Genomic DNA, 22,589 nt, shown 5'->3' with positions numbered 1-22,589 from the left:
CGTTATCGGATCGATCTCAGAAAAGACCAATTTGCAGCGACCCCTTTGAGAAGACGCTCCCACCCCACGCCCACTCAGCCAGCAAACACCATGCTCGCTTGAACTTCCCTCTCCCATCCCACCTCGAAATATTCAGACATAACTACAGCGAGGCGGCCATGTCGCTCATCCACCCTCAAGCGCGATACAAGCCCTATAAAGATGCAGCAGGCGGTTGGGGGTCGGCGCGCTCTGTCATGACCATACTCTGGCGGGAACAGGCCATTACAACAGCACCCATGGCGCTGGTCAGGCAAAACAAACCCAAAGGCTTCGCCTGCGTCAGCTGTGCCTGGGCCAAGCCAGGCAACCCACACGCGCTGGAGTTCTGCGAGAACGGCGCCAAGGCCACCGCCTGGGAACTTACCCGCCACCGCACCGGCCCGGATTTTTTTGCCACCCATACCCTCTCAGCGCTGCGCACATGGACCGATTACGCCTTGGAGCAGCAAGGCCGGCTGACCCACCCCATGCGCTACGACCCGGCTAGCGACCGTTACCAAGTTACCACCTGGGCAGAGGCGTACCAGCAGATCGGCCAACAGTTGCAAGCCCTGAGCCCGGACGAAACGGTGTTCTATGCCTCGGGCAGGGCATCGCTGGAAGCCTCGTTCATGTACCAGCTGTTCGCCCGCGCCTACGGCACGAACAACCTCCCGGACAGCTCGAACATGTGTCATGAGAGCACGTCGGTCGGACTGCAGGAGAGTATTGGTGTACCCGTCGGCACCGTCACGCTGGAAGATTTTGAACACACCGACTGCATTTTCTTCTTCGGCCAGAACGTAGGCAGCAACAGCCCGCGAATGCTTCACCCGCTGCAGGAAGCGCGCAAGCGCAATGTGCCCATCATCACCTTCAATCCACTGCGCGAGCGAGGGCTTGAGCGCTTCGTCAACCCTCAATCCCCCAGTGAAATGCTGGGGCCTGAATCGACTGTGATCAGTACCCAGTATCATCAGGTCAAGGTAGGGGGCGACCTGGCAGCAGTGATGGGGATCATCAAGGCCCTGCTTGCGATGGAACAACAGGCAAGTGACGAGGGCAAGCCGGCTGTGCTCGACCATGCGTTCATCCAGGCACACACCGATGGGTTGAACGCGCTGCGAGAAGAAGTTCAGCGCCATGAGTGGGCGACCCTGGAGCGTCAGTCCGGCCTCGGGCGTGCTGCGATGGAAGCTGCAGCTACCGTCTATGCCCGTAGCAGCAAGGTCATGATCATCTACGGGATGGGCATGACCCAGCACCGACGCGGTGTCGACAACGTGCAGATGCTGGTCAACCTGCTGCTATTGCGCGGCAACATCGGCAAGCCCGGCGCAGGCATCTGTCCCGTGCGCGGGCACTCCAATGTGCAAGGCCAGCGCACGGTCGGTATCACGGAGGACCCGGCCAAGGTTCCGGGTCAAAAACTGCAAGCACTGTTTGGCGTGCAGGTTCCACCGAACAAGGGCATGGCCACGGTGGACTGCTGCCAAGCGCTCGTCGAGGGCAAGGTCAAGGCTTTCATCGGCCTGGGTGGCAACTTCCTGCGGGCGATTCCCGACACCCAGTGCATGGAGGCGGCCTGGCAGACGCTTACGCTGAACGTCCAGGTGGCGACCAAGCTTAATCGCACGCATCTGTTCCCGGGGCGACATGGCTGGTTGTTGCCCTGTCTTGGGCACATAGAAGCTGATCGTCAGGAGGGTGTAGAGCAGGTCTATACCACCGAGGACAGTACCGGCTGCATCCGCGCCTGGCAGGGCCGCAATGAGCCAGCCAGTGAACACCTGCGCTCCGAAGTGGCGATTATTGCCGGGTTGGCCGAAGCGACCCTGGATCAGCGAACGACTGTCGACTGGGATGCTTGGCGCCACGACTATGCATTGATCCGCGAAGCGATCAGCCAGGTCTACCCCGAGATATTTCACAACATGGAAACACGCATGTGGGAGCACGGCGGTTTCCATAGGCCCCTGCCGGCGGCTAAACGGGAGTGGCAGACCCCGTCTGGCAAAGCCCAGTTCGTGGCGCCCCAGGGGCTTGATGAGGACGACGACTTGCAGCCCGCTGTCTCGGCGCATGATGTGCTGCAATTGATGACGCTGCGCAGCAATGACCAGTTCAACACCACTGTCTATGGCTACGACGACCGTTTTCGTGGGGTAAAAGGCACCCGTAGCGTCGTGTTCCTCAATCGCAGCGATGTGGTTCGGTTGGGTTTGGCTGCAGGCGACTGGGTGCTGCTACGCACTGCTGTCGAGCCCCAGGTCGTGCGAGAAGTCGGTCCTTTGCAGATCATCGCCTATGACATTCCCGAAGGCTGTGCGGGCGCCTATTACCCTGAGTGCAATCCGCTGATCCCGCTGTGGCACCACGCTGAACGCAGCAAGGTGCCTGCCGCCAAGTGCGTGCCGGTGACGCTGCACAAGGTCGATCCCCGTGCAAGCGACCTCAGCAAGGCAGTGCCTGCGCACGATCAGATCAATTGAGCGTGAGGGGTGCTGGACCATGCAGAATCGTGAAGGCTGTGTGCTGGTAACCATCCCATTGTTCGTCTCGAGACGACAGGAGCGTAGTAATGAATAAGCTGCCCGATGCCCCCGCCTTGGTAGTGCCATTACCTTTTGAGCCTGGGTTTGAACAGATTCCCGAAGATGAAGCACAGACCAGCCAGGCGTTGCAGGATACGCTGCGCGAAATCATGGAGACCACCTTCAAGGACAATGGCCATGCCAACCGCAGCGTTCATGCAAAAGCACATGGATTGTTGCGCGGCACACTGAAAGTGGCGCCAGGGTTGCCGGCGCAGCTCGCTCAGGGGGCGTTCGCCACACCGGGTGAGTTCGATGCTTACCTGCGGTTTTCCACCAACCCGGGTGACATCCTCGATGACAAGGTTTCCACCCCACGGGGGCTGGCGCTCAAGATCGTTGGCGTACAAGGCCCGCGGTTGCCAGGCAGTGAAGGGCAAGTCACGCAGGACTTTGTCATGCAAAATGCCAAAGCCTTCACCGCGCCAGACCCCAAGGCGTTTCTCAAGACGTTGAAGTTGCTTGCCAAAACCACTGACAAAGCGCCGGGTACGAAAAAGGTAGTGTCGGCCGTGCTGCGCGGTGCAGAAAAAGTGGTCGAAGCGTTTGGCGGTGAGAGCGGCACGCTCAAAAGCCTTGGTGGGCACCCTCAAACCCACATTCTTGGCGAAAGCTTCAGCACCGTCGTACCTGTACTCTATGGCCCTTACTACGCAAAGCTTGCGGTAGTGCCCGTGTCGGCGGCCTTGACTGCGCTGACCGATCAGGTTGTTGACCTCAAAGACGATCCAGACGGGCTACGTCACGCCATGGAAGCGTTTTTTGCAAGCGAGGGCGGCGTCTGGGAGCTTCAGGTCCAGTTGGCCACCGACCTTGATCAAATGCCAATCGAAGATGCATCCAGTCAGTGGCCCGAGACGCTCAGCCCCTATGTGGCCGTGGCCACGTTGGAGGTCAAGCCTCAAGCGGCATGGAGTGAAGAGAATGTGCGCCGTATCGACGACGGCATGGCGTTCAGCCCCTGGCACGGTCTGGCGGCGCACAGGCCCTTGGGTGGCGTGATGCGGGTGCGCAAGCCGGCCTATGAAATGTCGGCCAATTTTCGTGGGCAGCACAATGGGTGCCCAATCCATGAGCCCGGTCCTAAAGGGCCGAGCCTGTAAGTCGAGGAGAGTACGCCATGCAACCAGAAACCGCGGGCACTGAAGAGAAAGGCCCAAGCGATGTGCCTTATATCAACGATCCGTTAAAACCGACTTCCCCTGCGCTCAATGACGCGGATGCCACGGAGGCGGCGGAGGCTGAGATGGACATCGAGGACGACGGCGAATCGCTCTAGGTTCGCTGGCGCCGTCGCCCGAGCAGCGGCGGCGCCAGGTATGAAGTCTGAGTCTACCGGTCGTTTGAATAAACCTTCCACGTGGTAAAGCCATCACCGCCTGATTTTTAGTGTTGTGGTTTGACTTGGCGCCGGCTTCGCCGGCTCCATGGCACGCTTGTGAGCCGTGGACGGCAACCGAGCGCCAAGCGGCTTCTACTTGGCAGCCAGCGTTCCTGCGGCCTGCGCCTGTTCAAGCTGGCGCTTGCGGCCAATGACCAGCACCATGACCCCAGCCAGCGTGCACAACGCCGCCAGTGGCATCAGTGCCAGTGCGTAGCTGCCGGTGGCGTCATGGATGGCGCCGTACACGTTGACCATCAAGCCACCCCCGATCAGGTTGGCCATGGCGCCAACCGCAGCCAGCCCAGCTGCTGCAGTGGAGGAGGACAACCAGCCCGACACCAATGCCCAGAACGGGCCTTTCATGGAGTAGGCCCCCACCAGCACCATGGTCAGCATCACCACCGTGGCCGGCAGTGACGAGGTGAACAGGGTCATCAGCAGGCCGGCCGCAATCAGCAACATGGTCATTGCGGTGTGCCAGCGACGTTCACCGGTGCGGTCGGAACTGCGGCCCCAGATGACCATCAGGATCGAGGCAACGCCATAAGGAATCGCGTTCACCAGCCCGATCTCCATGGAGCTCAGGCCGAAGGTCTTGAGCAGTTGTGGCGCCCAGACGCTCATGGTGCTGCCAGCCGCCGAGGCGCCCGAGTAAATCAGCGCGAGCACCCAGATGTCCTTGTGGCGCAGCAGTTTCCACAGCGAGATATGACCGATGGTGGTTTTCTGTGCTCGTTCCTCGGCCAACCGCCCGGTGAGCCAGCCGCGTTGATCGTCATTCAGCCATTTGGCCTGCTCAGGCCGATCGGTCAGTACGAACAGGCAGGCGATCCCCAGCAGCACCGCCGGGATGCCTTCGAGGATGAACAGCCAATGCCACCCACGCATGCCCAACCAGCCGTCCAGGCTCAACAGCAGCCCTGAAATCGGCGAGCCGATGAAGTTAGCGGCGGGAATGGCGACCATGAATAGCGCCACCATGCGCGCGCGATACGCCGACGGCAGCCAGTAGGTGAGGTACAGCAACACCCCTGGGAAGAACCCGGCCTCGGCAGCGCCCAGCAGAAAGCGCATCACATACAGTGAGTTGGCCCCTTGCACGAAGGCGGTACCGGCGGAGATCAGCCCCCAGGTGATCATGATGCGCGCGATCCAGATGCGCGCACCGTAACGCTGCATGGCCAGGTTGCTGGGGACTTCCACCAGGAAGTAGGCGAAGAAGAACAAGCTGCTGGCGAAACCGAAGACCTTGGCTGACAACTCCAGGTCCTGGTTCATCTGCAACGATGCCATGCCGATGTTGCCGCGATCGATGATCGCGATCAGGTAGCAGATGATCAGAAAGGGCAGTAGACGCCAGGCAACACGGCGCATGGTGGCGCGTTCGAGCTCGCTGGGCGGGGTTGAGGCTGCTTTCATGGTGCTCTCCAATTGTTTTTTTTCTGGAGTTACGCAGGGGTCTGTGCGGCCGGACAAGCCGGCGCAAGGGCAATCAGTTATCGATCAGGTGACGGTTCACCACACAGCGCGGGTCCAGCGCCTTGCCGTCCCAGGCATCGAGGATTTGCTGCAGGGCAACCAGGCCTACGCGGTCCCGGGCTTCGCTGGTGTTGGCCCCGATGTGAGGTGTGGCGACCAGGGTTGGCAGGCCCCACAGCGGGCTGTCGGCCGGAGGCGGTTCGGGGTGGAAAGTGTCCAGGCCGGCACCCCCGATGCGCCGCTCGCTCAACGCAAGCACCAAGGCCTCGGTATCGACCAGCTCGCCACGTGCGGTGTTGATCAAGATGGCACCTGAACGCATGCGCTCAAGCTGCTGGGCGCCGATGAGGTTGCGATTGGTGTCTGTGAGGGGGCAATGCAGGCTGATGATATCGCTATCGGCCAGCAAACGATCGAAATCCTCTTCGCGCTCGAGGTGATCACGCACGGGTAACTGCTGCAAGTAAGGGTCGTAAACCTTGACCTTCATGCGCAGCGGCGCCACCAGGTCCATCAGGATCGCGCCGATCGAGCCAAGGCCGACCAGGCCCAGTGTCTTGCCCGCCAACTCCATGCCGTTGGCAGTGGCCTTGTCCCAGTGGCCTTCGCGCATGCGCGCATCGAGCAAGGCGGTTTGGCGCGCAACGCTGAACATCAACGCAAAGGCGTGCTCGGCCACTGACTGGGCGTTGGCCCCAACGGCGACGGAGACAGGAATACCCCGGTCGGCGGCGGCCTGGATGTCGATGGTGTTGTAGCCGACCCCATGCTTGGCGACCACCTTCAACGCGTTGGATGCGTCGATCATCGCGCGGGTCAGGCTGCCTTGTCGCACGATGATGGCATCGGGTTGCTCTGCGCGGATGATCGCTTCGAGCTCATTCTCGGACAGATAGGGCGTGGTGGGGATGACGCGGATGGCGTGTTGATCGGCCAGGCGCATCGCGTCGTCGGCCAGCGCCGGACCTGTCAGCAGAAGGGTACGGGACATCGTCGATACCTTGTTTTTGTTGAAGACGGTAGGACTGCACTGAGTGCTTTCACCAATAACCTATCATAATGAAATGGCGTTGCAACAATAGATTTTTAGTCAGCCAAATTGCCGAATAACTGAGATTTCAAACCCTTGAAATCTGTTTAATGGAATGACATTCTGAAATGGCGTTCTGATTCGACGTTGAGCGCGCCCAATAAATCCAAGAAGAGGTAGGTCACATGAGCATTGGTTTCCAGGTGCTTGAGCGCACGCGAAAAATCGGTGATGAGTGGGTATCGCGCTACCGCGAGGTGCCGGTCGCCAACGTCAGCGACTCGATGAATCGCATGACGGCGGGTGGTGCGCGTTTGCGCCCCATGCACCGGGAAGGTGTGCTGTGCGGCGCGGCTCTGACGGTCAAGGCCCGTCCTGGTGACAACCTGATGCTGCACTACGCCATCGACAGCGCCGAGCCAGGTGATGTGATCGTGGTCGATGCCGGCGGCGACCTGACCAATGCTCTGATCGGCGAGATGATGGTGGCGTACGCCGTGAAGCGCGGTGTAGCGGGCATCGTCATCCATGGTGCAATCCGCGATGCTGGCAGCATCAAGGCCGGTGACTTCCCCCTGTTCGCTGCCGGTGTTTCCCATCGCGGCCCTTACAAGGACGGGCCGGGTGAGATCAACGTGCCCATCGCCATCGATGGCATGGTGATCGAACCCGGGGACCTGATCATCGGTGACGATGACGGCTTGCTGTGCGTACCCTATGCCCATGTCGCAGAGGTCTACCAACGCGCCACGGCCAAGCACGCTGCCGAAACGGCGCAAATGCAACATATCGCTCAAGGTACCAATGACCGCACCTGGGTCCTGGAGTCCTTGAAAAAGAAAGGCTGCCTGCTGCCAGGCTGAGGATCGACCCGCACGTGGTCCGAGCAAGATCCTTCAATGGCGGCTGCTTCTCACCTGAGGACTCGCTCACTTGTCTGACCTGACGCCGCCCCCTCGTACCCGTTGGCCTTCTGCTGTACGCGCATTGGGCCACCATCATTTCCAGGTTTATTTTGCCGGCCAAGGCGTTTCGACCTTGGGCAAGTGGGTTCAGCAAGTCGCGCTGTCCTGGTTGGCCTATCACCTGACCGGGTCAGCTGTATTGCTGGGCCTGATCACCTTTCTTTTTCTCGCCCCGCAGTTGATCGTCGGTCCGTTCGCAGGCGCCTGGATCGATCGCCACGACAAGCGTCGACTGCTGATCGTGGTCCAGTCGATGCTGGTGGCGCAATCGGCCGCGCTTGCGCTAGTGACCTGGGCTGGTTGGGTAGATGGCCCCTTCATTGCCGCAATGGCACTGCTGCTGGGCTTGCTCAATGCCGTCGAAACACCCCTGCGTCAGGCCCTGATCGGCTCTTTCGTGGAAGATCCAGCTGACCTGCCCAACGCGCTGGTCCTCAACGCGATGCTTATCAACGCCGCCCGCTTCGTGGGCCCGCCACTGGCCGGCGGGCTGATAGCCGTGGCGGGGGAGGCGGCTTGCTTCGCCTTGACCGCCGTCGCCTTCACCGCGCTGCTGGCAGGGTTGCTGAAGGTGCAAGCCACAGCCAGCCCTCGGGCGACAGGTTCCACTGCCCAGGTCTTTCGTGAGGGCCTCGCTTATCTATGGCGGGAACAGGGCGTCAGGCAACTGCTGTTCAATGTCATCATGGTCAACCTCCTGGCGTCCTGCTATGCAGCGCTTCTGCCGATCCTGGCCAAGCGCGTGTACGCCGGTGACGCACGGGTGCTGGGCTGGCTCTGGGGCGCGGCAGGCGCTGGCGCGTTCGTGGCCACGTTAGTGCTGGCGGTGGGCGGAGCCTTGCCTCGCCTTCGGCAGTTCATCGAAGTGGGCGCAGGGCTTTGCGCCCTGGCACTGCTGGGTGTGTGCTGGGCAGGGCAGTGGCAGCTGGCATTGCTGGCGCTTCTGGTGCTGGGGTTCGGCATCACGCTGAGCAACGTGAGCACCAACATGCAGTTGCAGAGCCAAGCGCCGGGCCATCTGCGCGGACGTGTCATTGCGTTCTACATCGCCATGCGCTTCGGGTTCGAGGCGTTGGGTGGCATGGCCGCCGGGCTGCTGGCTGCTCGTGTGGGCGCCCCGGCCACCTTGGGTGCAGCCGGGGCAGTGTTGCTGTTGGGTGTCGCGGGGACTTGTGCATGGCGCAACCGTCGGGCTGCATGAGCGCGCCGGTCCGACCTGCTGGTGGCAGGCCAGCCCGGATGGGAAGACAGTCATAACCCGAGCATGTTGTAGTGCACGTAGTACATGATCCACAGCGACAACCCCACCAACAGCGTGATGATCACCACCGTGAACACCAGCGCGATCAAGTTCCAACGCTGCTCTCGCGCTGTGGTCAGGTGCAGGAAAAACACCATGTGCACCACGATCTGGACCAGGGCGCACACCAGCACGGTCATGAAGGTCAGGTGACGCGGCAGGCTGGGGTACATGGCCAGCCCGAAGGGCAGCAGGGTGAGCAGGGCTGCCAGCACGAACCCTGTGTTATACGAACGGTGGCTGCTCTGGCTAGCGCCGGCACTGCTAGGTACATGGCTTTGACGACTCATCAGATCACCCCGAACAGATAAACGACGGTAAACACACAGACCCACACGATGTCCAGGAAATGCCAGAACAGGCTCAGGCAGCTCAAGCGCGTAGCATTGACACAGGTCAGGCCGCGCTGGTGAACCTGCATCATCAACAGGGCCATCCAGATCAGCCCCACCAGCACGTGCAGGCCGTGAGTGCCCACCAACGTGAAGAACGCCGTCAGAAACGCACTGCGTTGGGGGCCTGCGCCCTCGCTGATCAGATGATGGAATTCATTGATCTCCATGGCGATGAAGCCCAGGCCGAGCAGGAACGTGACGCCCAGCCAGCGCAGCACCCAGCGCTTGTCCTGGCGGTGGTTGGCGAGCATCGCATAGCCGTAGGTGATGCTGCTCAAGAGCAACAGGAACGTCTCCACCAGCACATAAGGCAGTTCGAAGATGTCCGCCGCGCTGGGCCCACCTGCCACAGACTGTCCCAGCACCGCATAGGTAGCAAACAGGGTGGCGAACAGAATGCAGTCGGTCATCAGGTAGACCCAGAAGCCGAACAGGCTCAGGGAGCCTGCGTCTTCGTGGCCATGCTCTTGCTCGCGGGCCGTTTCGTTGTGCACGACATGGGACATGATTCAGGCCTCCGCCAACCGTTGGCGACGCTCGGTTTCCATCCGTTCGACCGCTTCGGCCGGGATGCAGTAGTCGGTATTGGGGTCGTAACTGCGCACGATCAGGGTGGCGATGACTGCCAGTGAACTGGCGATGACCAACCACCAGATGTGCCAGATCAACGCAAAGCCCAGCACCGTGGACAGAACGCCTAGCCCCAGGCCCAGGCTGGTGTTGCGAGGCATGTGGATCTTGCGAAAATCCATCTCGGCCAGGGTTTTCACGCCTTTCTCCTTCATGCCCCAGTACGCGTCGATGCCGCCCACGACAGGTTGCTCGGCGAAGTTGTAGAACGGGGGCGGCGAAGCGGTCGCCCATTCCAGCGTGCGCCCGTCCCAGGGGTCGCCCGTCGTGTCGCGGTTCTCATGACGTTTGCGGATACTCACCACCAGTTGCATGACCTGACAGGCCACGCCACACAGGATGATCAATACACCGACCATTTCCAGCAGCAGGAAGGGCCGCCACTCGGGTACGTCGAAGTGATTCAGGCGCCGGGTCATGCCCATGAACCCCAGGAAATAGGACGGCATGAAGGCAAAGTAAAATCCAGCCAACCAGCACCAGAAGGCAGCACGCCCCAGTGGGTCATGGAGTTTGAAGCCGAAGGCCTTGGGGAACCAGTACGTCAGGCCGCAGAGGTAGCCGAAGACCGCGCCGCCGATGATCACGTTGTGGAAATGGGCAATCAGGAACAGGCTGTTATGCAACAGGAAGTCCGCACCGGGCACCGCCAGCAGGACCCCGGTCATGCCCCCGATGCTGAAGGTGACGATGAAGCCAACCGTCCACAGCATCGGCGTCTCGAAACGCACCCGACCCCGGTACATGGTGAACAGCCAGGTGAAGATCTTCACCCCGGTGGGGACGGCGATGATCATGGTCATGATGCCGAAGAACGCGTTCACGTTGGGTCCTGCGCCCATGGTGAAGAAATGGTGCACCCAAACGATGAAGGACAGCACCGTAATGACGATGGTCGCCCACACCAGGGAGTAGTAGCCGAACAGCTTCTTGCGCGAGAACGTCGAGGCCACCTCCGAGAAGATACCGAACGCTGGGAGTATGAGGATGTACACCTCGGGGTGGCCCCAAGCCCAGATGAGGTTCACGTACATCATGGGGTTGCCGCCCAGTTCATTGGTGAAGAAGTGCATGCCCAAATAGCGGTCCAGCGTGAGCATGAACAAGGTGGCGGTGAGGATGGGAAAGGCAGCCAGGATCAGGATCGAGGTGCACAACACTGTCCAGGTGAACACCGGCATGCGAAACAGCGTCATGCCGGTGGTACGCATCTTCAGAATGGTGACGAAGAAGTTCAGCCCGGTGAGCAGGGTGCCTACCCCGGAAATCTGCAACGCCCAGATGTAGTAGTCCACTCCCACCCCGGGGCTGTATCCGATACCGGACAACGGGGGGTAGGCCACCCAGCCGGTGCGTGCGAACTCGCCAATGCCCAGGGAAAGGTTCACCAGCACGGCGCCGGAAACAAACAGCCAGAAGCTGACGGCATTCAAAAATGGATAGGCCACGTCGCGGGCGCCGATCTGCAAAGGTACCACCACGTTCATCAGCCCGACCACGAACGGCATGGCCATGAAGAAGATCATGATCACCCCATGGGCGGTGAAGATCTGGTCGTAGTGCTCAGGCGGCAGGTAGCCAGGCGAGCCGTCCGAGGCCATGGCCTGCTGGGTGCGCATCATCAACGCGTCGGCGAACCCGCGCAGCAGCATCACCAGGGCGACGACGATGTACATCACGCCGATGCGCTTGTGGTCCACGCTAGTGAACCACTCCTGCCACAGGTATTTCCATTTGCCCATGTAGGTGATGGCCCCTACGACCGCCAGGCCCAGCAGCCCGACGACGGCCAGCGTGTACATGATGATCGGCTCGTGGAGGGGGATGGCGTCCCAGGTCAGTTTTCCGAACATGCGCTTACTCCTTGCTGCCTTGGGGGCTCTGGCCCTGGGAATCGCTGAGGCGGCGTTCGACCTCCCGTGAGCGGTTGACGCCCTGGTACTTGTCGATCAACGACTGGAACAGGTGCGGGTCGACTTTGCCGTAATGTTCTACCGGGTGGGCAATACTGGGCTTGGCCAGCTGCGTGTAGGCAGCCCCATCGAGCTGGCGCCCGGCGGCGCGGGTGCGTTCGACCCAATCATCGAAGCCCGCCGGGTCGAGGGCCAGCGCCTTGAAGTGCATGTCGGAGAACCCCGGGCCGTTGTAGTTGGCGGCGATCCCGGTGTAGTCGCCTGCGTGGTTGGCGATCAGGTGCAGCCGTGTCTGCATCCCGGCCATGGCGTAGATCTGGCCGCCCAGGGCCGGAATGAAGAACGAAGTGATGGCGCCGTCGGAAGTCACCCTAAAGTCAACGGGCGTGTCTACAGGCATCGCCATTTCGTTGACCGAAGCAATGCCGAGTTCGGGATAGACGAACAGCCACTTCCAGTCCATGGCGATGACCTGGACCTTGAGCGCAGGGGTGTCGGATGCCAGCGGCCGGTACGGGTCCAGCGCATGGGTCGAACGCCAGGTGACAACCCCCAGCACGATGATGATGGCCAGCGGCACGCCCCATACCACCGCTTCAATCAGCCGCGAGTGGCTCCAGTCGGGGGTATAGCGGGCCTTTTCGTTCGAGGCCCGATAGCGCACCGAAAACACCAGCGCCATGATCATCACCGGTACCACTACGATCAGCATGAGCAAGGTGGCGAGGATGATCAGGTTGCGCTGCTCGAGCCCCACCTGCCCCTTGGGGTTGAATAACACCATGTCGCAGCCCGAGAGCTGGAGTGCTACGGTGCCCAGCGCCATCATCCAAAGCAGTCGCCTTGCCGTTTTCGGTTCCCTGGCCATGTGAGCATCCCGTATGTGTTGTCAGATGTTTCGGCTATCACATCTGAGAGGAACCCAATGCTCCCAAGGTTGTTTGCAATGCGCGATTGGTCGACGAATGGCAGCCCAGGTCAGGGAACTTATGCCCATGGGTGGCTGGCAGCTGGCGCGCCACCTGGGCAGGGCACTGAACCTTGCGCGCAGGGGGGCAGTCACAGCGCCATTGACCAGACGATTGGAGCGCCATGATGGCCAGCGACGCAACCGCCTCACTCAAACGCGTGATCACCCTGCCGTTGTTGGTGTTCTTCATCCTCGGGGACGTATTGGGCGCCGGGGTATACGCACTGGCAGGCGCCATCGCCGACCGGGCCGGTGGCGCCATCTGGGCGCCTCTGGCCCTGGCACTGTTCTTCGCCCTGTTGACTGCGGCGTCCTACGCCGAGCTTGTCAGCAAATACCCCCGGGCTGGCGGTGCGGCGGTGTTCGCACGGCGGGCGTTCGGCTCGCCGTTGCTGGCTTTTTTGGTGGGGTTCGCCATGTTGGCGGCAGGCATCACCAGTGCCGCAGGGTTGGCGCTGGCGTTTGCTGGGGAATATCTGCGCGTGTTTATCGACTGGCCTTCGGCGGTGCTGGCGCCCCTGTTTCTAGTATTGATGGCAATGCTCAACGCCCGGGGTATCAAGGAGTCGCTCAGTGCCAACCTGGTCATGACCCTGATCGAACTCAGCGGCTTGGTGCTGGTGATCGTCGCTGTGGCGGTGTTGAGCGGCCAAGGGCAGGCCGAGCCTACCCGTTTGCTGGATTTCGGCGAACAGGGCCCGGCTAGTGCGGTACTGGGCGGCGCTTTGCTGGCATTTTATTCGTACGTGGGGTTCGAGACGTCCGCCAACCTGGCCGAGGAAATCAAGGACGTACGCCGGACGTACCCACGCGCGCTGTTCGGGGCCTTGCTGGTGGCCGGCCTGGTTTACCTGGCAGTCGGCGCCGGCGCCGCGTTGGTCATGCCAGTGCAGGCACTGATCGACGCCAAGACGCCCTTGATGGACATCGTGCACAACGCTGACCTGGGGCTGCCCCACGGTGTATTCGCCATCATCGCTTTGGTGGCGGTGGCCAACGGCGCCATGTTGACCATGATCATGGCCAGCCGCCTTGCCTGGGGCATGGCCCGCGATGGCATGCTGCCGCGCGTTCTGGGCCAAGTGCTACCCAACCGCGGCACACCCGGTTATGCGATAGCCGCGACCACGCTGCTGGCCATCCTGCTGACCTTTACTGGCTCGCTGGAAGTGCTGGCCGAAACCGTCGTGCTGTTGCTGTTGTTCGTATTTTTGAGCACGAACGTAGCGGTGTTGGTGCTCAAGAAGGAAAAGGTCGATGCCGAGCATTTCTCGGTTCATCCGGTGGTCCCTGTGTTGGGTATCCTGTCGTGCCTGCTGGTGCTGAGTCAGCAACCTTTCGAGAACTGGCTGAGGGCAGGGGCATTGCTGGGCTTGGGGGCGGTGTTGCACTGGCTGGCGGGCAAGGGCATTGGTCGGACCATTAGCGAGGGTGATGCGGGACAGTGACGGGGGCAAGCGATCATGTGCGAGCTTTGAATGTCCCATACTTCACTAGCCAACCGCGCCCCTGCGCAGACTTGCGCTGCTACTCATCAGGAACCGTTCAATGGCCAAAGAGATTGAAAACCCTTGCGTGTCGAGCTGCAAGCTCAAGCATGAAGTGTGCACCGGCTGCGGGCGCAGCAAGGAGGAGATACGCGGCTGGCGAAACATGAAGCGTTCCGAGAAGAAGGCGACGGTCGAGAAAGCGGCTGCGCGCTTGAAGAAGATCAAAAAGAAGGGCAAGGGGTGAGTGGTGTGCAGGGTTTGTTGACAGCCCGGAACGGTTGGTAGGCGCAATTTATCGGCGTGCGGCCTAAGCATGGGCATCAATCACCTTGGTCCTTGCCGCATGGCTCCAGGATTCCCAGCTGGCGTTCTAACTGACACGAGCGGCCAACATCCCCTCGACCTGGGGAGCGACATCGAGGTCGAACATGGAAATGAAGCTGTCCATCAACGGTGATTCGTTGTGGGTGCTCCAGCTCATGTACAGGCCGATGGCCGGGTTGGGGGAGGCGGTCACGGGGTGGATACGGCGGAACACGACCCTGTCGCGCATGATCGAGTTGGCAATCGACTCAGGCACCAAAGCAACGCCGAAACCGCAGGCCACCAAGCCTATCAAGGTATGGATCTGCGCGGCCTCCTGCACCACCTTGGGGTAAAAACCGGCGGCTTCACACAAGGCGGTCAGCTGGCTGTGATAGCCGGTGCCCAGCGCTTCGGCGGTGAAGACGAAGTCTTCCCCGGCGAAGTCCCTCAAGTCGATCTGACCTTCCTTTGCCTTCGGGTGATGGGCGGGCAGGGCCATCACGATCTCTTCGTCCAGTAACAGGCGCGACTCGACGTTTTCCGCCGAGATCGGCAATTTGCGCATGAAGGCAATGTCCGCTTCTCCCGACAAAATGGCCTTGGCTTGGCTAGACGAGGACATCTCCTTGATGATCAGCTGGACTTTGGGGTAAGTCTCGCGGAACTGGCGCAGGGTACTGAGCAGTGACTCGTAATAGGCGATGGACACCGCCGTTACCGTGAGTTTGCCAGCAATGCCCTCGGACATGCCCAGCTCAAGCGCCTTCAACGTGCTGTAGGCCGCACTCAGGAATGCACTGCCGGCGGGGGGCAGTTTGACCCCGCGCTTATTGCGCGTGAACAGACTGAACCCCAGTTTGTCTTCCAGCCGATGGATGGCTTGGCTCAACGGGGGCTGGGCCATGTGCAGGCGAATAGCTGCCTTGTGAAAGTGCAGCTCTTCAGCCACGGCGATGAATTGGCGCAGCAGGCGGGTTTCGATCATTTCTTCTGTTCCTTCATCTGAATTGATCTGAGGACGGGGGTGCGGCAAGGTTACCGGTTAACAGGCCCCCGACTAAATACTAAACAAAAAGTAGAGCTAAGTTAATCATTGGATCCAATACCCGCAAGCGGTCTCGAACAGGTCCGAGTTCGGTGGCGTGGCTTACGAATGGGCCTCAGAAGAGTAATCATCAAGAAATTATTCGGATTTACCAGCAACTTGATAGGCACCAGGTATCAACCTGCGCTGCCGTTAGTATTAAACAACGTGAACATTCATTGTTAAGGTAGGGCGGTACTCAAGCGGAAACAGACCATGAACTTTACAGGAAAGACCGCCCTTGTAACGGGTGCTGGCCGAGGACTCGGTTTCAGTTATGCGCACGCTTTGGCGACACTGGGCGCCAATGTGGTAATTAGTGATATCGGCGCAGATAAGCTGGGCGCCGGGGGCGATGGCTCCATTGCCATGGAGGCTGCGAAAGCGCTCCGGGGCAAAGGTTTCAACGTGTTGGGGCATCATGGGGACTTGTCCGGTGAGCAGGGTTGCGAGCAACTGGTGGCAATGGCCATCAAGGCATTTGGTCAACTCGATATCGTGATTCATAACGCCGGTTGGGTCGGTTATCAAGCGATTGAAGACGCTGAGGCGACATTCATTGGCCGCGCCGTGGATATCAATATCTATACCCCCGTGTGGTTATGCAAACATGCATGGAAACACCTCAAACAGTCTGCTGCCGCACGGGTCGTGCTGACCTCATCCGACCGCGCGATGTACCAGCAATATGCCCAACCGGGCCTGGTGGCGTATGCCGCCGGCAAGATGGCACAACTGGGCATCATGAATGCGCTAAGCATGGAAGGCACCGAAGCCGGCATTCTCGTCAATGCTGTATCTCCAGTGGCCAAGACCCGTATGTGGGGCGTGACGGGTGAACCGGAGAATCTCAAGCCTGAATGGGTGACGCCCGGCGTGGTGTTCCTGGCGTCGCCGAAGTGCCAGGACACAGGTTATGTCCTGCGTGCCAGCAATGGCCAATTTACGGCCACGCGGTTTGTGGAAAACCCAAATGTCGATTACCCGGTCGATCTGGCCCGCGTGAAGGCCACTAGCGCCGAACAAGTTGCCCAGCGGTGGGACCACATTAAGGAGCGATGAATAGGCCTCCTCAGGAAAACCTCAAACGCTTCTTACCGTGCCAGGCCGATCTGGAGGAAAGCCCGGTCTGGGATGAAGCTCATCAGTGCCTGCGCTTCGTCGACATCAGTGGCGGCCAGATCAATGCGCTGGACCTGCATGGGCAACTGACGCGACTGTATGAATCGCCTGCGCGCATTGGCGCCCTGGCTTTGACTGAAAAGGGCAACCTGATTGTCTCCCAGCATGCTGGCGTTGCCATCCTAGGCTTTGTGTGAAAAGTCTTGAGACAAAGGTCAGGCAAAGCGAAAACAGCCGAAGGACGGCCGAAGTCGCGCTCGACTTTACGGGTTGCAAATGAGCCTTCCGACCGTGCGGCCGCTCCAGACTGTTTTCAACGTAGCCTCACCGAGTATCAAGGCGCTTGATACAAAGCCTAGTGTCCACAATCAGAGCCACCGCCGGTGTCGGGTTGAGCAGATGGGCCGCCTATGTGCGTCGCCATTCAGGTTAGGCGTAATCAAATACTACCTGAACGTACCCATTATTGGATTTCTGCTCAAAGATGTCGAAGTACTCGATACGTGCGAAGTACCTGTACGTTCCTTTGTAATCGTTCTCCCTGAGCAGCAGGTCATTGGTGATAGCCTTGCGGCCACTGGGTCCGTTGATTTCATGGAGATAGACGTCCTGTCCGTATACTTCATCACGTGAAATGGAGAGCAAGGTCCTGATGGGAGGAGGCGAACTGTCTTTGATGGTCCACGCCCATTCAATTGTTTGCGCACGCACATGGTAGGTCACGGTGAATGACTCAATGATCGGCGGCGTGATGGTGGTGGGCCGGTTTTGCTGCGCTGGCCTCAATGTGATTTCTTGATCTCGTTCGGGCGTTTGCCCAACTTGGACTTTGACGTCTTGTCCGGAGTGACCATTGACCAAGGAGGCTCGCCATGGTGCTTTGCCGGCCCCGACGGTGTATTTGTGGGGTGACTGCCACTCGCCACCCTCGACCATGATGAAGTAGTTGCCAAAATGCCCGTAGTAGTGCTGTGCATTGCCTCCATAGCGCTCTACGAAGCCGGCGGGATTACCCTCAAGCATCAGCGCGCGCCCTGCAATCCGTGCAGACATCCAATGCGTCCATGTCTTGGCCGTGAACGAATACATGAACATCGACGTGTAGGTGTACTTGTCATCACCTTTGCGTGTCCAGCGGCGTATGACCATGGCATAGCGCTCACCGGGTTTCCATGCATTCTGATTACTGGTGTGCAAACCAGTTCCTTCATTGCCGAAGTGATCCCAGTATATACCAGGTCTACCGCTGATAAGTGTTGCCTCGGGTAAGGTGTCCTCGGGCAAATCATCGGAATCCCAGATGGAGCAGATGTTGTTTCCGTAAACATCGTTACCCGGCACTAGGCTCATCTGTATTCCAGCATAACTGGGGTTCTTTCCATAGTTTGGATTCATCAGGCTCCAGTAGATGTAGCGCTGGGCCCCGGCCTGCGGCACATGTATCTCGGCATAGAACAGTTCAACCCCTTTGCGCGGGTTGAAGTGGGCGGTGATGTAAGGTCCCCACGCTGGTACGTCGTTGGCAGGCTCAGGCAGGTCAGCGTGTTCATCTCGCAATATTGCGGTCATGGACTGTGCTTGACGGGTATCCATTGAGTATTCCTCGTTATGTAAACGTCGCGATAGTGCGATGAAAGTCATGCTATTCGGATCCCTTGTGCCCGCAACTGGCAGTTTTGACAGGTCTTCATCTTGCAACACGGTACAACCGCGACCTCCTGAGCTAGGTCGACCGGAGCCAGCAGGGCAGTAAGAAGAAGCCGCTGTTATGAGGGGCGCGACGTCTATGCTGCATAACCTAATGCATCAGGGAAGTCTCCGGTCTATTGGTGGTACTCAATGCCGGTTGGTGCCCAGACCTTAGGCCCTGGGTGAAAAGCCTTGATACTCGGTGATGCTGCGTCGAAAACAGCCTAGTGCGCCAGCCCGGTCGGATTGCTCATTTACAACCCGTTAAGTCGAGCCCGACTCCAACCGTTCCTCGGCTGTTTCGCCTTGCCTGAGCTTCGTCTCAAGACTGTTCACACGGAGCCTAGGCTCTCTGCGAAATCACGAGAAACCTAATCGTTGCCCCTTCAGCGCTGAGATTTTGTAGAGTCACACGCCATCAAAGGAAGGGAACCCTGTGCTGGCAAGGCGCTACGAACTCGCGGACGAAGCCTGGGATGTGGTCTCCGATCTCTTCATCGAAACCCATGGCCGGGGCCGGCCGCGATTGAGCGACCCACTGATGCTCGATGGCGTCCTCTGGGGTACTCTGCTCAGGGGCTGCATGGCGAGATATGCCTGAGCGCTTCGGTCCATGGTCAATGGTGTATCAACGGTTTCGGGACTGGCGAAACCAAGGGACTTTCGAGCAGATGCTCAAACGTCTGCACCTGGGATTGAATGAGCTGGGCTTGATCGATCTGCAAACCTGGAGGATCGAGTCAACCGCAGTACGCGCAACCGAGCCTCATCTGGCGCCGGGAAATAAGGGGGCTGACGAACCTGCCGATCACGCTCTAGGCCGCAGTCGTGGCGGCCTGACAACCAGAATCCACATGCTCTGCGACGCACCAGCCTGCCAGAAGATGCCTCAAGACTCTCAGGATCCCCAAAAAACATTTGGGCAATCATGCTAGTCAACAAGTTACGAGTGAGAAATTCAATTTGTACCCCCAGAAGTACCCCTTTTTGCAGTGGTTCCGAGTGGACGATAGTGGACGCACTGAGGCGCGGTGTTGAACGTGCTATCACTCGCCAAAGCGTGCCGCCTACGCTTTGGGCTCGTCCCAGTCGCTACGCGTCGCAGCAGTCAGCGCATCCCAGTCATCAGGAGGGTTGCCGCGGCTAAGCATCTTCTCGAATACAGCGTAGGGATCGGATTTGCTGCCTGCAGACCGGAGGGTATTTTCGTCGTTGACCCATGCATAGACGATGACCTTGGATCTTGAGTCGTAGCGAAAGAACAGCCGAAAGCGCCTACCGATCTTTGCCCGCCGCCAATGTCGGTAGGCGGTGCCCAGCGTGTTGCCTTGGCGGAACTCATCACGGCCCGGGTCGGCAGGCACAGCCTCCATGATCAGATGGCTCAATGCCCGAAACAGCTTGACGTTGGCATTGCTCTCAAAACCTTGCGGGTCGTTTTGCTCGGCCCGGGCGGCGGCTTCTTGCAATTTGCGTAGCTGTAAAGTCACACCTTCATGGAACAACAGTGTCCAGCCATGTCGCACCATCAGATCGCGACCTCACCATCGATATCTTCGTCCAGGTTTACAGGGTGGTTTGCGTTGGCGAGCAGGGTTTGCGCCAAGTCTTCCGGCAGGGTAGTGAGGTTGCGGCCGCCTCGGATATCAGCCTCCAGCAAACCCAGGAACGCACCGATGGCAGGGTCTTCGTGGGTGGTTTCTACGCGGCTGACCACGATTTCACCCCCGCGCACGTCGAATGCAATCTTGCCACCAGTGTCAATGCCCAAAAGCTGGCGAACGGATTTGGGCAGTGTGACCTGTCCCTTCGAGGTCAACGTGGCGATTTCGTGGATGGCAGGCATGAGTGTTCTCCCAGATATACTAAGCGAATGGTAAGGAATAATCCTTACGTGGTCAATCTTGGTTTCTGGCCAAGGAGCGAGATGCTGACACTGATCAGAAGAAGGGCTACGTCTGCCTTTCCACCTCGGCGGCGACATGCCAGGATGGCGTATTGACTTCAGTGCGTAGGCTTGGCCTACTCGCGGCGTCAATTCTGTAGTGTGAGCGTGGTCGCTTTTCGGCGCTTGGCACCTCGAGGTTTGCTGCCAAATTCTAGAAAAGGAGTTCTCTGCAAATTCTCGAACGACTCGCATGGCTTACTAACAAACCGGTCACTCGAGATCGGCAACACTGTTCTTTCTCAAAAGAGGATCTTATTGGACATGACAGATGTAAACGCATTGGCGCCCTATGTGAGTAATCCACTCGCTCTGGTGGCCTTTGTATTGCTGGTGATTTTGTTAGCCATGCTCAAAGTACCCGCCAGTAGTACGTTTCTCAAGGTGCTCGCCTGTATTTTGCTCGTGGCCAACCAGGTTTAACGCAGTATCGAGTCAGACTCAGTCTCTGAAGCAGCGCTGCTGAGCAGCCAAATCAGGGCAGGGGATTGCTTGACGTGTTCTGCCATGGTTGTCATTGCAACCTTGAGAGGGGGAATAGTCGACACCACGACATCGTAATTCTCAGTAGGCTGTAAACGAGCGCCAATGATGACACTTTTGTCTTCTTATTCGCGGGCGTAAGCAATAAAGCCATTCTCCAACGGATGCACATATTCTCCAGTCCGCACGTCGGGATAGTTTGGGGCTTTGTGGAAATCACTTCGTAGTGCAATGACTTTGGTCACGGCCTTGAAGGCCGGGCTGAAGTTGTCGGTAAGATAGTCGTAGCTCATGGCAAATAGCACGCTAATGATAAGAGCCCCTGCACCATGGAACATGATCATACTGCGCGATTGCTTGAGCTTAGCCTGAAAGCTGAGGAGCGCGGCCAAGCGGGTCATGTGTTGCCAGGCTGCTTCGAATGGCAGGCTGATCATCGCGATGACCATGATCAGTATTGCTGTCAGACCAAGGAGTATTGCCACCACAAGCAGCCACGATGGAATGTAAAATAGCAACGCGAGAAAGCCGACTGTCAGATCAAGACTTTGAGGAGGCAGCCCTAACGTCTCGGCAACCGTGAAACGCGCGCATGCTGTGGATATCAGCAGTGCAAGCAGATGCATAATGATGATGGGCGTTTTGGCGAATGGCTTCTCCCATGCTGTATGGAGCCAGCGGGCGAAAGGGATGCACCAGGCAATGAATCCGCAAATTATCAATGCAGCCGCGACCGTCGTCCCGATGGTAAGCGCGGATATGCCCGTATATTGAGAAGCTGCAATCGTGATGAGGTACGTAACTACCGAGGCGAGATAGAACCGTTGGGATACGGAATATTGTTGGAATTTGGCGAGCAGTTTTGCTTTCAGAGCTATCATTTTTCATCCTTGAACTTCTTTTCAGTGCTTCCAAATCCATGCGGATAGCAATGCTTGGCCGCCTTGATGTACGTTTTGTTCTGCCATTTGAGGTGGATGACCTCGTGGCGCCCCATCAAACTCCCACGAGTTCAGCTTATTTATGTAGGCACGAATGACGAATCAATCGGCTGGCAGACAATCCGCCACATCCCGCGTACGCCGTCTTCGACCCAAGTGCCTTCCAGTACATTCGAGCCTTCGAAGCGGTACAGCGTTGCTCTGCCGTCGAAACCTTCTGCTTGCAGTTCGTAATGCCCCAGGCCTTTTGCCTGGCCTCGGTATTGCCAGGTCTGCCCCGTCGTCATAGGAGACGGTGATAAACTCGATGTCGATCGTCACCTTGCAGGGTTGATCAAACACGCGGCACTGCCGGGGCGAAAGGTGTCCATTTTGGCGTACATGTTGGCGTCCTTGTAAAGATATCAGGAGCTGTTCAGGGCAGCTGCCAAGTACTGTTTGGGGTGGTGGACCGGATGCCGACTGCCTGGCACTGCTCCAGAATCGGCAGAATGTAGGTGATGTTGGTACGCCCCGGCTTGCCTTCTGCTCTGTAACGAGCCGCCTGGCAAAGTGGGCCTGCTTTTTCGTAGGTATGGTGAGAGCTGATTTCCACAGCTTGTGCTTGGCCGAAATGATTGTTACCGGCTAGGTAGTCCAACGTTTGCTGGAAAGCTGCTCGAGTCAGCGCCAACTGCGAGTCTTCCGACCCGGTTTCAATCACAACGCGATTTGCATCAACGGTCGTGATTCGGAAACGGGCGCTACGCGACGGTGTTTGCAGTTCCTTGCCTTGCAGGCGGCTGATCAATGCCCAGAGAGTGTTGTCGATTTGAATGATGTGCTGCATGGGATAATTTCTTTCGTTA

Annotated in this window: 22 protein-coding genes and 1 pseudogene; 11 read left to right on the top strand and 12 right to left on the bottom strand. The window is 58.9% G+C overall.

Annotated elements, in window-relative coordinates:
* Window positions 1-158 precede the first annotated feature (158 nt).
* From CRP40_RS08945 to CRP40_RS21975, 3 genes are all read left to right on the top strand, one after another.
* The gene (locus CRP40_RS08945; RefSeq protein ID WP_027915505.1) at window positions 159-2,513 is read left to right on the top strand and encodes an FdhF/YdeP family oxidoreductase; all 2,355 of its coding nucleotides are present in this window, start codon (window positions 159-161) and stop codon (window positions 2,511-2,513) included.
* Between the two features lie 89 nt (window positions 2,514-2,602).
* Window positions 2,603-3,718: a catalase family protein gene (locus tag CRP40_RS08940; protein ID WP_027915506.1), complete on the top strand. Its 1,116-nt coding sequence runs from the start codon at window positions 2,603-2,605 to the stop codon at window positions 3,716-3,718.
* A gap of 17 nt (window positions 3,719-3,735) precedes the next feature.
* Window positions 3,736-3,894: a hypothetical protein gene (locus CRP40_RS21975; protein ID WP_165919269.1), complete on the top strand. Its 159-nt coding sequence runs from the start codon at window positions 3,736-3,738 to the stop codon at window positions 3,892-3,894.
* Between the two features lie 195 nt (window positions 3,895-4,089).
* Here the strand turns inward: CRP40_RS21975 and CRP40_RS08935 are convergent, their stop codons facing one another.
* On the bottom strand, window positions 4,090-5,418 hold the full coding sequence (locus CRP40_RS08935; RefSeq protein ID WP_023533529.1) for an MFS transporter: 1,329 nt from the start codon (window positions 5,416-5,418) through the stop codon (window positions 4,090-4,092).
* Window positions 5,419-5,491: 73 nt separating this feature from the next.
* A complete protein-coding gene (locus CRP40_RS08930; RefSeq protein ID WP_027915507.1) occupies window positions 5,492-6,469 on the bottom strand; it encodes a hydroxyacid dehydrogenase in 978 nt (325 codons plus the stop codon).
* 224 nt (window positions 6,470-6,693) lie between these two features.
* Here CRP40_RS08930 and CRP40_RS08925 point away from each other — a divergent pair, with 224 nt between their 5' ends.
* Window positions 6,694-7,371: an RraA family protein gene (locus tag CRP40_RS08925; protein WP_027915508.1), complete on the top strand. Its 678-nt coding sequence runs from the start codon at window positions 6,694-6,696 to the stop codon at window positions 7,369-7,371.
* A 70-nt stretch (window positions 7,372-7,441) separates the two neighbouring features.
* The gene (locus CRP40_RS08920) at window positions 7,442-8,674 is read left to right on the top strand and encodes an MFS transporter (protein WP_027915509.1); all 1,233 of its coding nucleotides are present in this window, start codon (window positions 7,442-7,444) and stop codon (window positions 8,672-8,674) included.
* A gap of 50 nt (window positions 8,675-8,724) precedes the next feature.
* Here the strand turns inward: CRP40_RS08920 and cyoD are convergent, their stop codons facing one another.
* From cyoD to cyoA, 4 genes are read right to left on the bottom strand one after another with little or no spacing between them, the layout of a single operon-like run.
* The gene (gene cyoD / locus CRP40_RS08915; RefSeq protein ID WP_027915510.1) at window positions 8,725-9,063 is read right to left on the bottom strand and encodes a cytochrome o ubiquinol oxidase subunit IV; all 339 of its coding nucleotides are present in this window, start codon (window positions 9,061-9,063) and stop codon (window positions 8,725-8,727) included.
* Window positions 9,063-9,674 (bottom strand): cytochrome o ubiquinol oxidase subunit III, encoded by a 612-nt coding sequence (gene cyoC, locus CRP40_RS08910; RefSeq protein ID WP_027915511.1) that lies wholly within the window; start codon window positions 9,672-9,674, stop codon window positions 9,063-9,065. Before cyoC ends, cyoD begins: the two co-directional genes overlap by 1 nt.
* A 3-nt stretch (window positions 9,675-9,677) precedes the next feature.
* Window positions 9,678-11,651, bottom strand: a complete 1,974-nt coding sequence (cyoB, locus tag CRP40_RS08905) for a cytochrome o ubiquinol oxidase subunit I (protein WP_027915512.1) — start codon at window positions 11,649-11,651, stop codon at window positions 9,678-9,680.
* 4 nt (window positions 11,652-11,655) lie between these two features.
* Window positions 11,656-12,540 (bottom strand): ubiquinol oxidase subunit II, encoded by an 885-nt coding sequence (cyoA, locus tag CRP40_RS08900; protein WP_050587345.1) that lies wholly within the window; start codon window positions 12,538-12,540, stop codon window positions 11,656-11,658.
* Window positions 12,541-12,806: 266 nt separating this feature from the next.
* On the opposite strand from cyoA, the gene CRP40_RS08895 reads away from it, so the two are divergent.
* Both CRP40_RS08895 and CRP40_RS08890 read left to right on the top strand, forming a co-directional pair.
* Window positions 12,807-14,129, top strand: a complete 1,323-nt coding sequence (locus CRP40_RS08895) for an APC family permease (protein ID WP_033695113.1) — start codon at window positions 12,807-12,809, stop codon at window positions 14,127-14,129.
* Between the two features lie 100 nt (window positions 14,130-14,229).
* A complete protein-coding gene (locus CRP40_RS08890; RefSeq protein WP_023533540.1) occupies window positions 14,230-14,415 on the top strand; it encodes a DUF1289 domain-containing protein in 186 nt (61 codons plus the stop codon).
* A 126-nt stretch (window positions 14,416-14,541) separates the two neighbouring features.
* Here the strand turns inward: CRP40_RS08890 and CRP40_RS08885 are convergent, their stop codons facing one another.
* The gene (locus CRP40_RS08885; RefSeq protein ID WP_027915514.1) at window positions 14,542-15,462 is read right to left on the bottom strand and encodes a LysR family transcriptional regulator; all 921 of its coding nucleotides are present in this window, start codon (window positions 15,460-15,462) and stop codon (window positions 14,542-14,544) included.
* A gap of 315 nt (window positions 15,463-15,777) precedes the next feature.
* On the opposite strand from CRP40_RS08885, the gene CRP40_RS08880 reads away from it, so the two are divergent.
* Together CRP40_RS08880 and CRP40_RS08875 are read left to right on the top strand one after the other, a co-directional pair.
* Complete coding sequence (locus tag CRP40_RS08880; protein ID WP_027915515.1) at window positions 15,778-16,623, top strand: SDR family oxidoreductase; 846 nt, start codon at window positions 15,778-15,780, stop codon at window positions 16,621-16,623.
* Window positions 16,620-16,880, top strand: a complete 261-nt coding sequence (locus CRP40_RS08875; RefSeq protein WP_027915516.1) for an SMP-30/gluconolactonase/LRE family protein — start codon at window positions 16,620-16,622, stop codon at window positions 16,878-16,880. The genes CRP40_RS08880 and CRP40_RS08875 overlap by 4 nt, the downstream gene beginning before the upstream one ends.
* 232 nt (window positions 16,881-17,112) lie before the next feature.
* Here CRP40_RS08875 and CRP40_RS08870 read toward each other — a convergent pair whose 3' ends face one another.
* Entirely contained in the window at window positions 17,113-18,276 is a 1,164-nt protein-coding gene (locus tag CRP40_RS08870; RefSeq protein WP_027915517.1) for a DUF3472 domain-containing protein, read from the bottom strand.
* 535 nt (window positions 18,277-18,811) lie between these two features.
* On the opposite strand from CRP40_RS08870, the pseudogene CRP40_RS08865 reads away from it, so the two are divergent.
* Window positions 18,812-19,241 (top strand): annotated as a pseudogene (locus CRP40_RS08865) (IS5 family transposase); the annotation flags it as partial.
* Between the two features lie 198 nt (window positions 19,242-19,439).
* On the opposite strand, the gene CRP40_RS08860 reads toward CRP40_RS08865, so the two are convergent.
* Together CRP40_RS08860 and CRP40_RS08855 are read right to left on the bottom strand one after the other, a co-directional pair.
* Complete coding sequence (locus CRP40_RS08860; protein ID WP_027915518.1) at window positions 19,440-19,901, bottom strand: type II toxin-antitoxin system YhaV family toxin; 462 nt, start codon at window positions 19,899-19,901, stop codon at window positions 19,440-19,442.
* A complete protein-coding gene (locus CRP40_RS08855) occupies window positions 19,901-20,218 on the bottom strand; it encodes a type II toxin-antitoxin system PrlF family antitoxin (RefSeq protein WP_027915519.1) in 318 nt (105 codons plus the stop codon). Before CRP40_RS08855 ends, CRP40_RS08860 begins: the two co-directional genes overlap by 1 nt.
* 363 nt (window positions 20,219-20,581) lie before the next feature.
* On the opposite strand from CRP40_RS08855, the gene CRP40_RS21970 reads away from it, so the two are divergent.
* Window positions 20,582-20,740, top strand: a complete 159-nt coding sequence (locus CRP40_RS21970; RefSeq protein ID WP_154665209.1) for a hypothetical protein — start codon at window positions 20,582-20,584, stop codon at window positions 20,738-20,740.
* Window positions 20,741-20,925: 185 nt separating this feature from the next.
* Here the strand turns inward: CRP40_RS21970 and CRP40_RS08850 are convergent, their stop codons facing one another.
* Complete coding sequence (locus CRP40_RS08850) at window positions 20,926-21,681, bottom strand: hypothetical protein (RefSeq protein WP_197571546.1); 756 nt, start codon at window positions 21,679-21,681, stop codon at window positions 20,926-20,928.
* Between the two features lie 475 nt (window positions 21,682-22,156).
* The gene (locus tag CRP40_RS08840; protein WP_027915520.1) at window positions 22,157-22,570 is read right to left on the bottom strand and encodes a hypothetical protein; all 414 of its coding nucleotides are present in this window, start codon (window positions 22,568-22,570) and stop codon (window positions 22,157-22,159) included.
* Between the last annotated feature and the right edge of the window lie 19 nt (window positions 22,571-22,589).

This window comes from Pseudomonas sp. URMO17WK12:I9, assembly GCF_900230165.1.
Lineage (GTDB): Bacteria > Pseudomonadota > Gammaproteobacteria > Pseudomonadales > Pseudomonadaceae > Aquipseudomonas > Aquipseudomonas fulva.
This window is presented reverse-complemented; position numbering and strand designations above follow the sequence as displayed.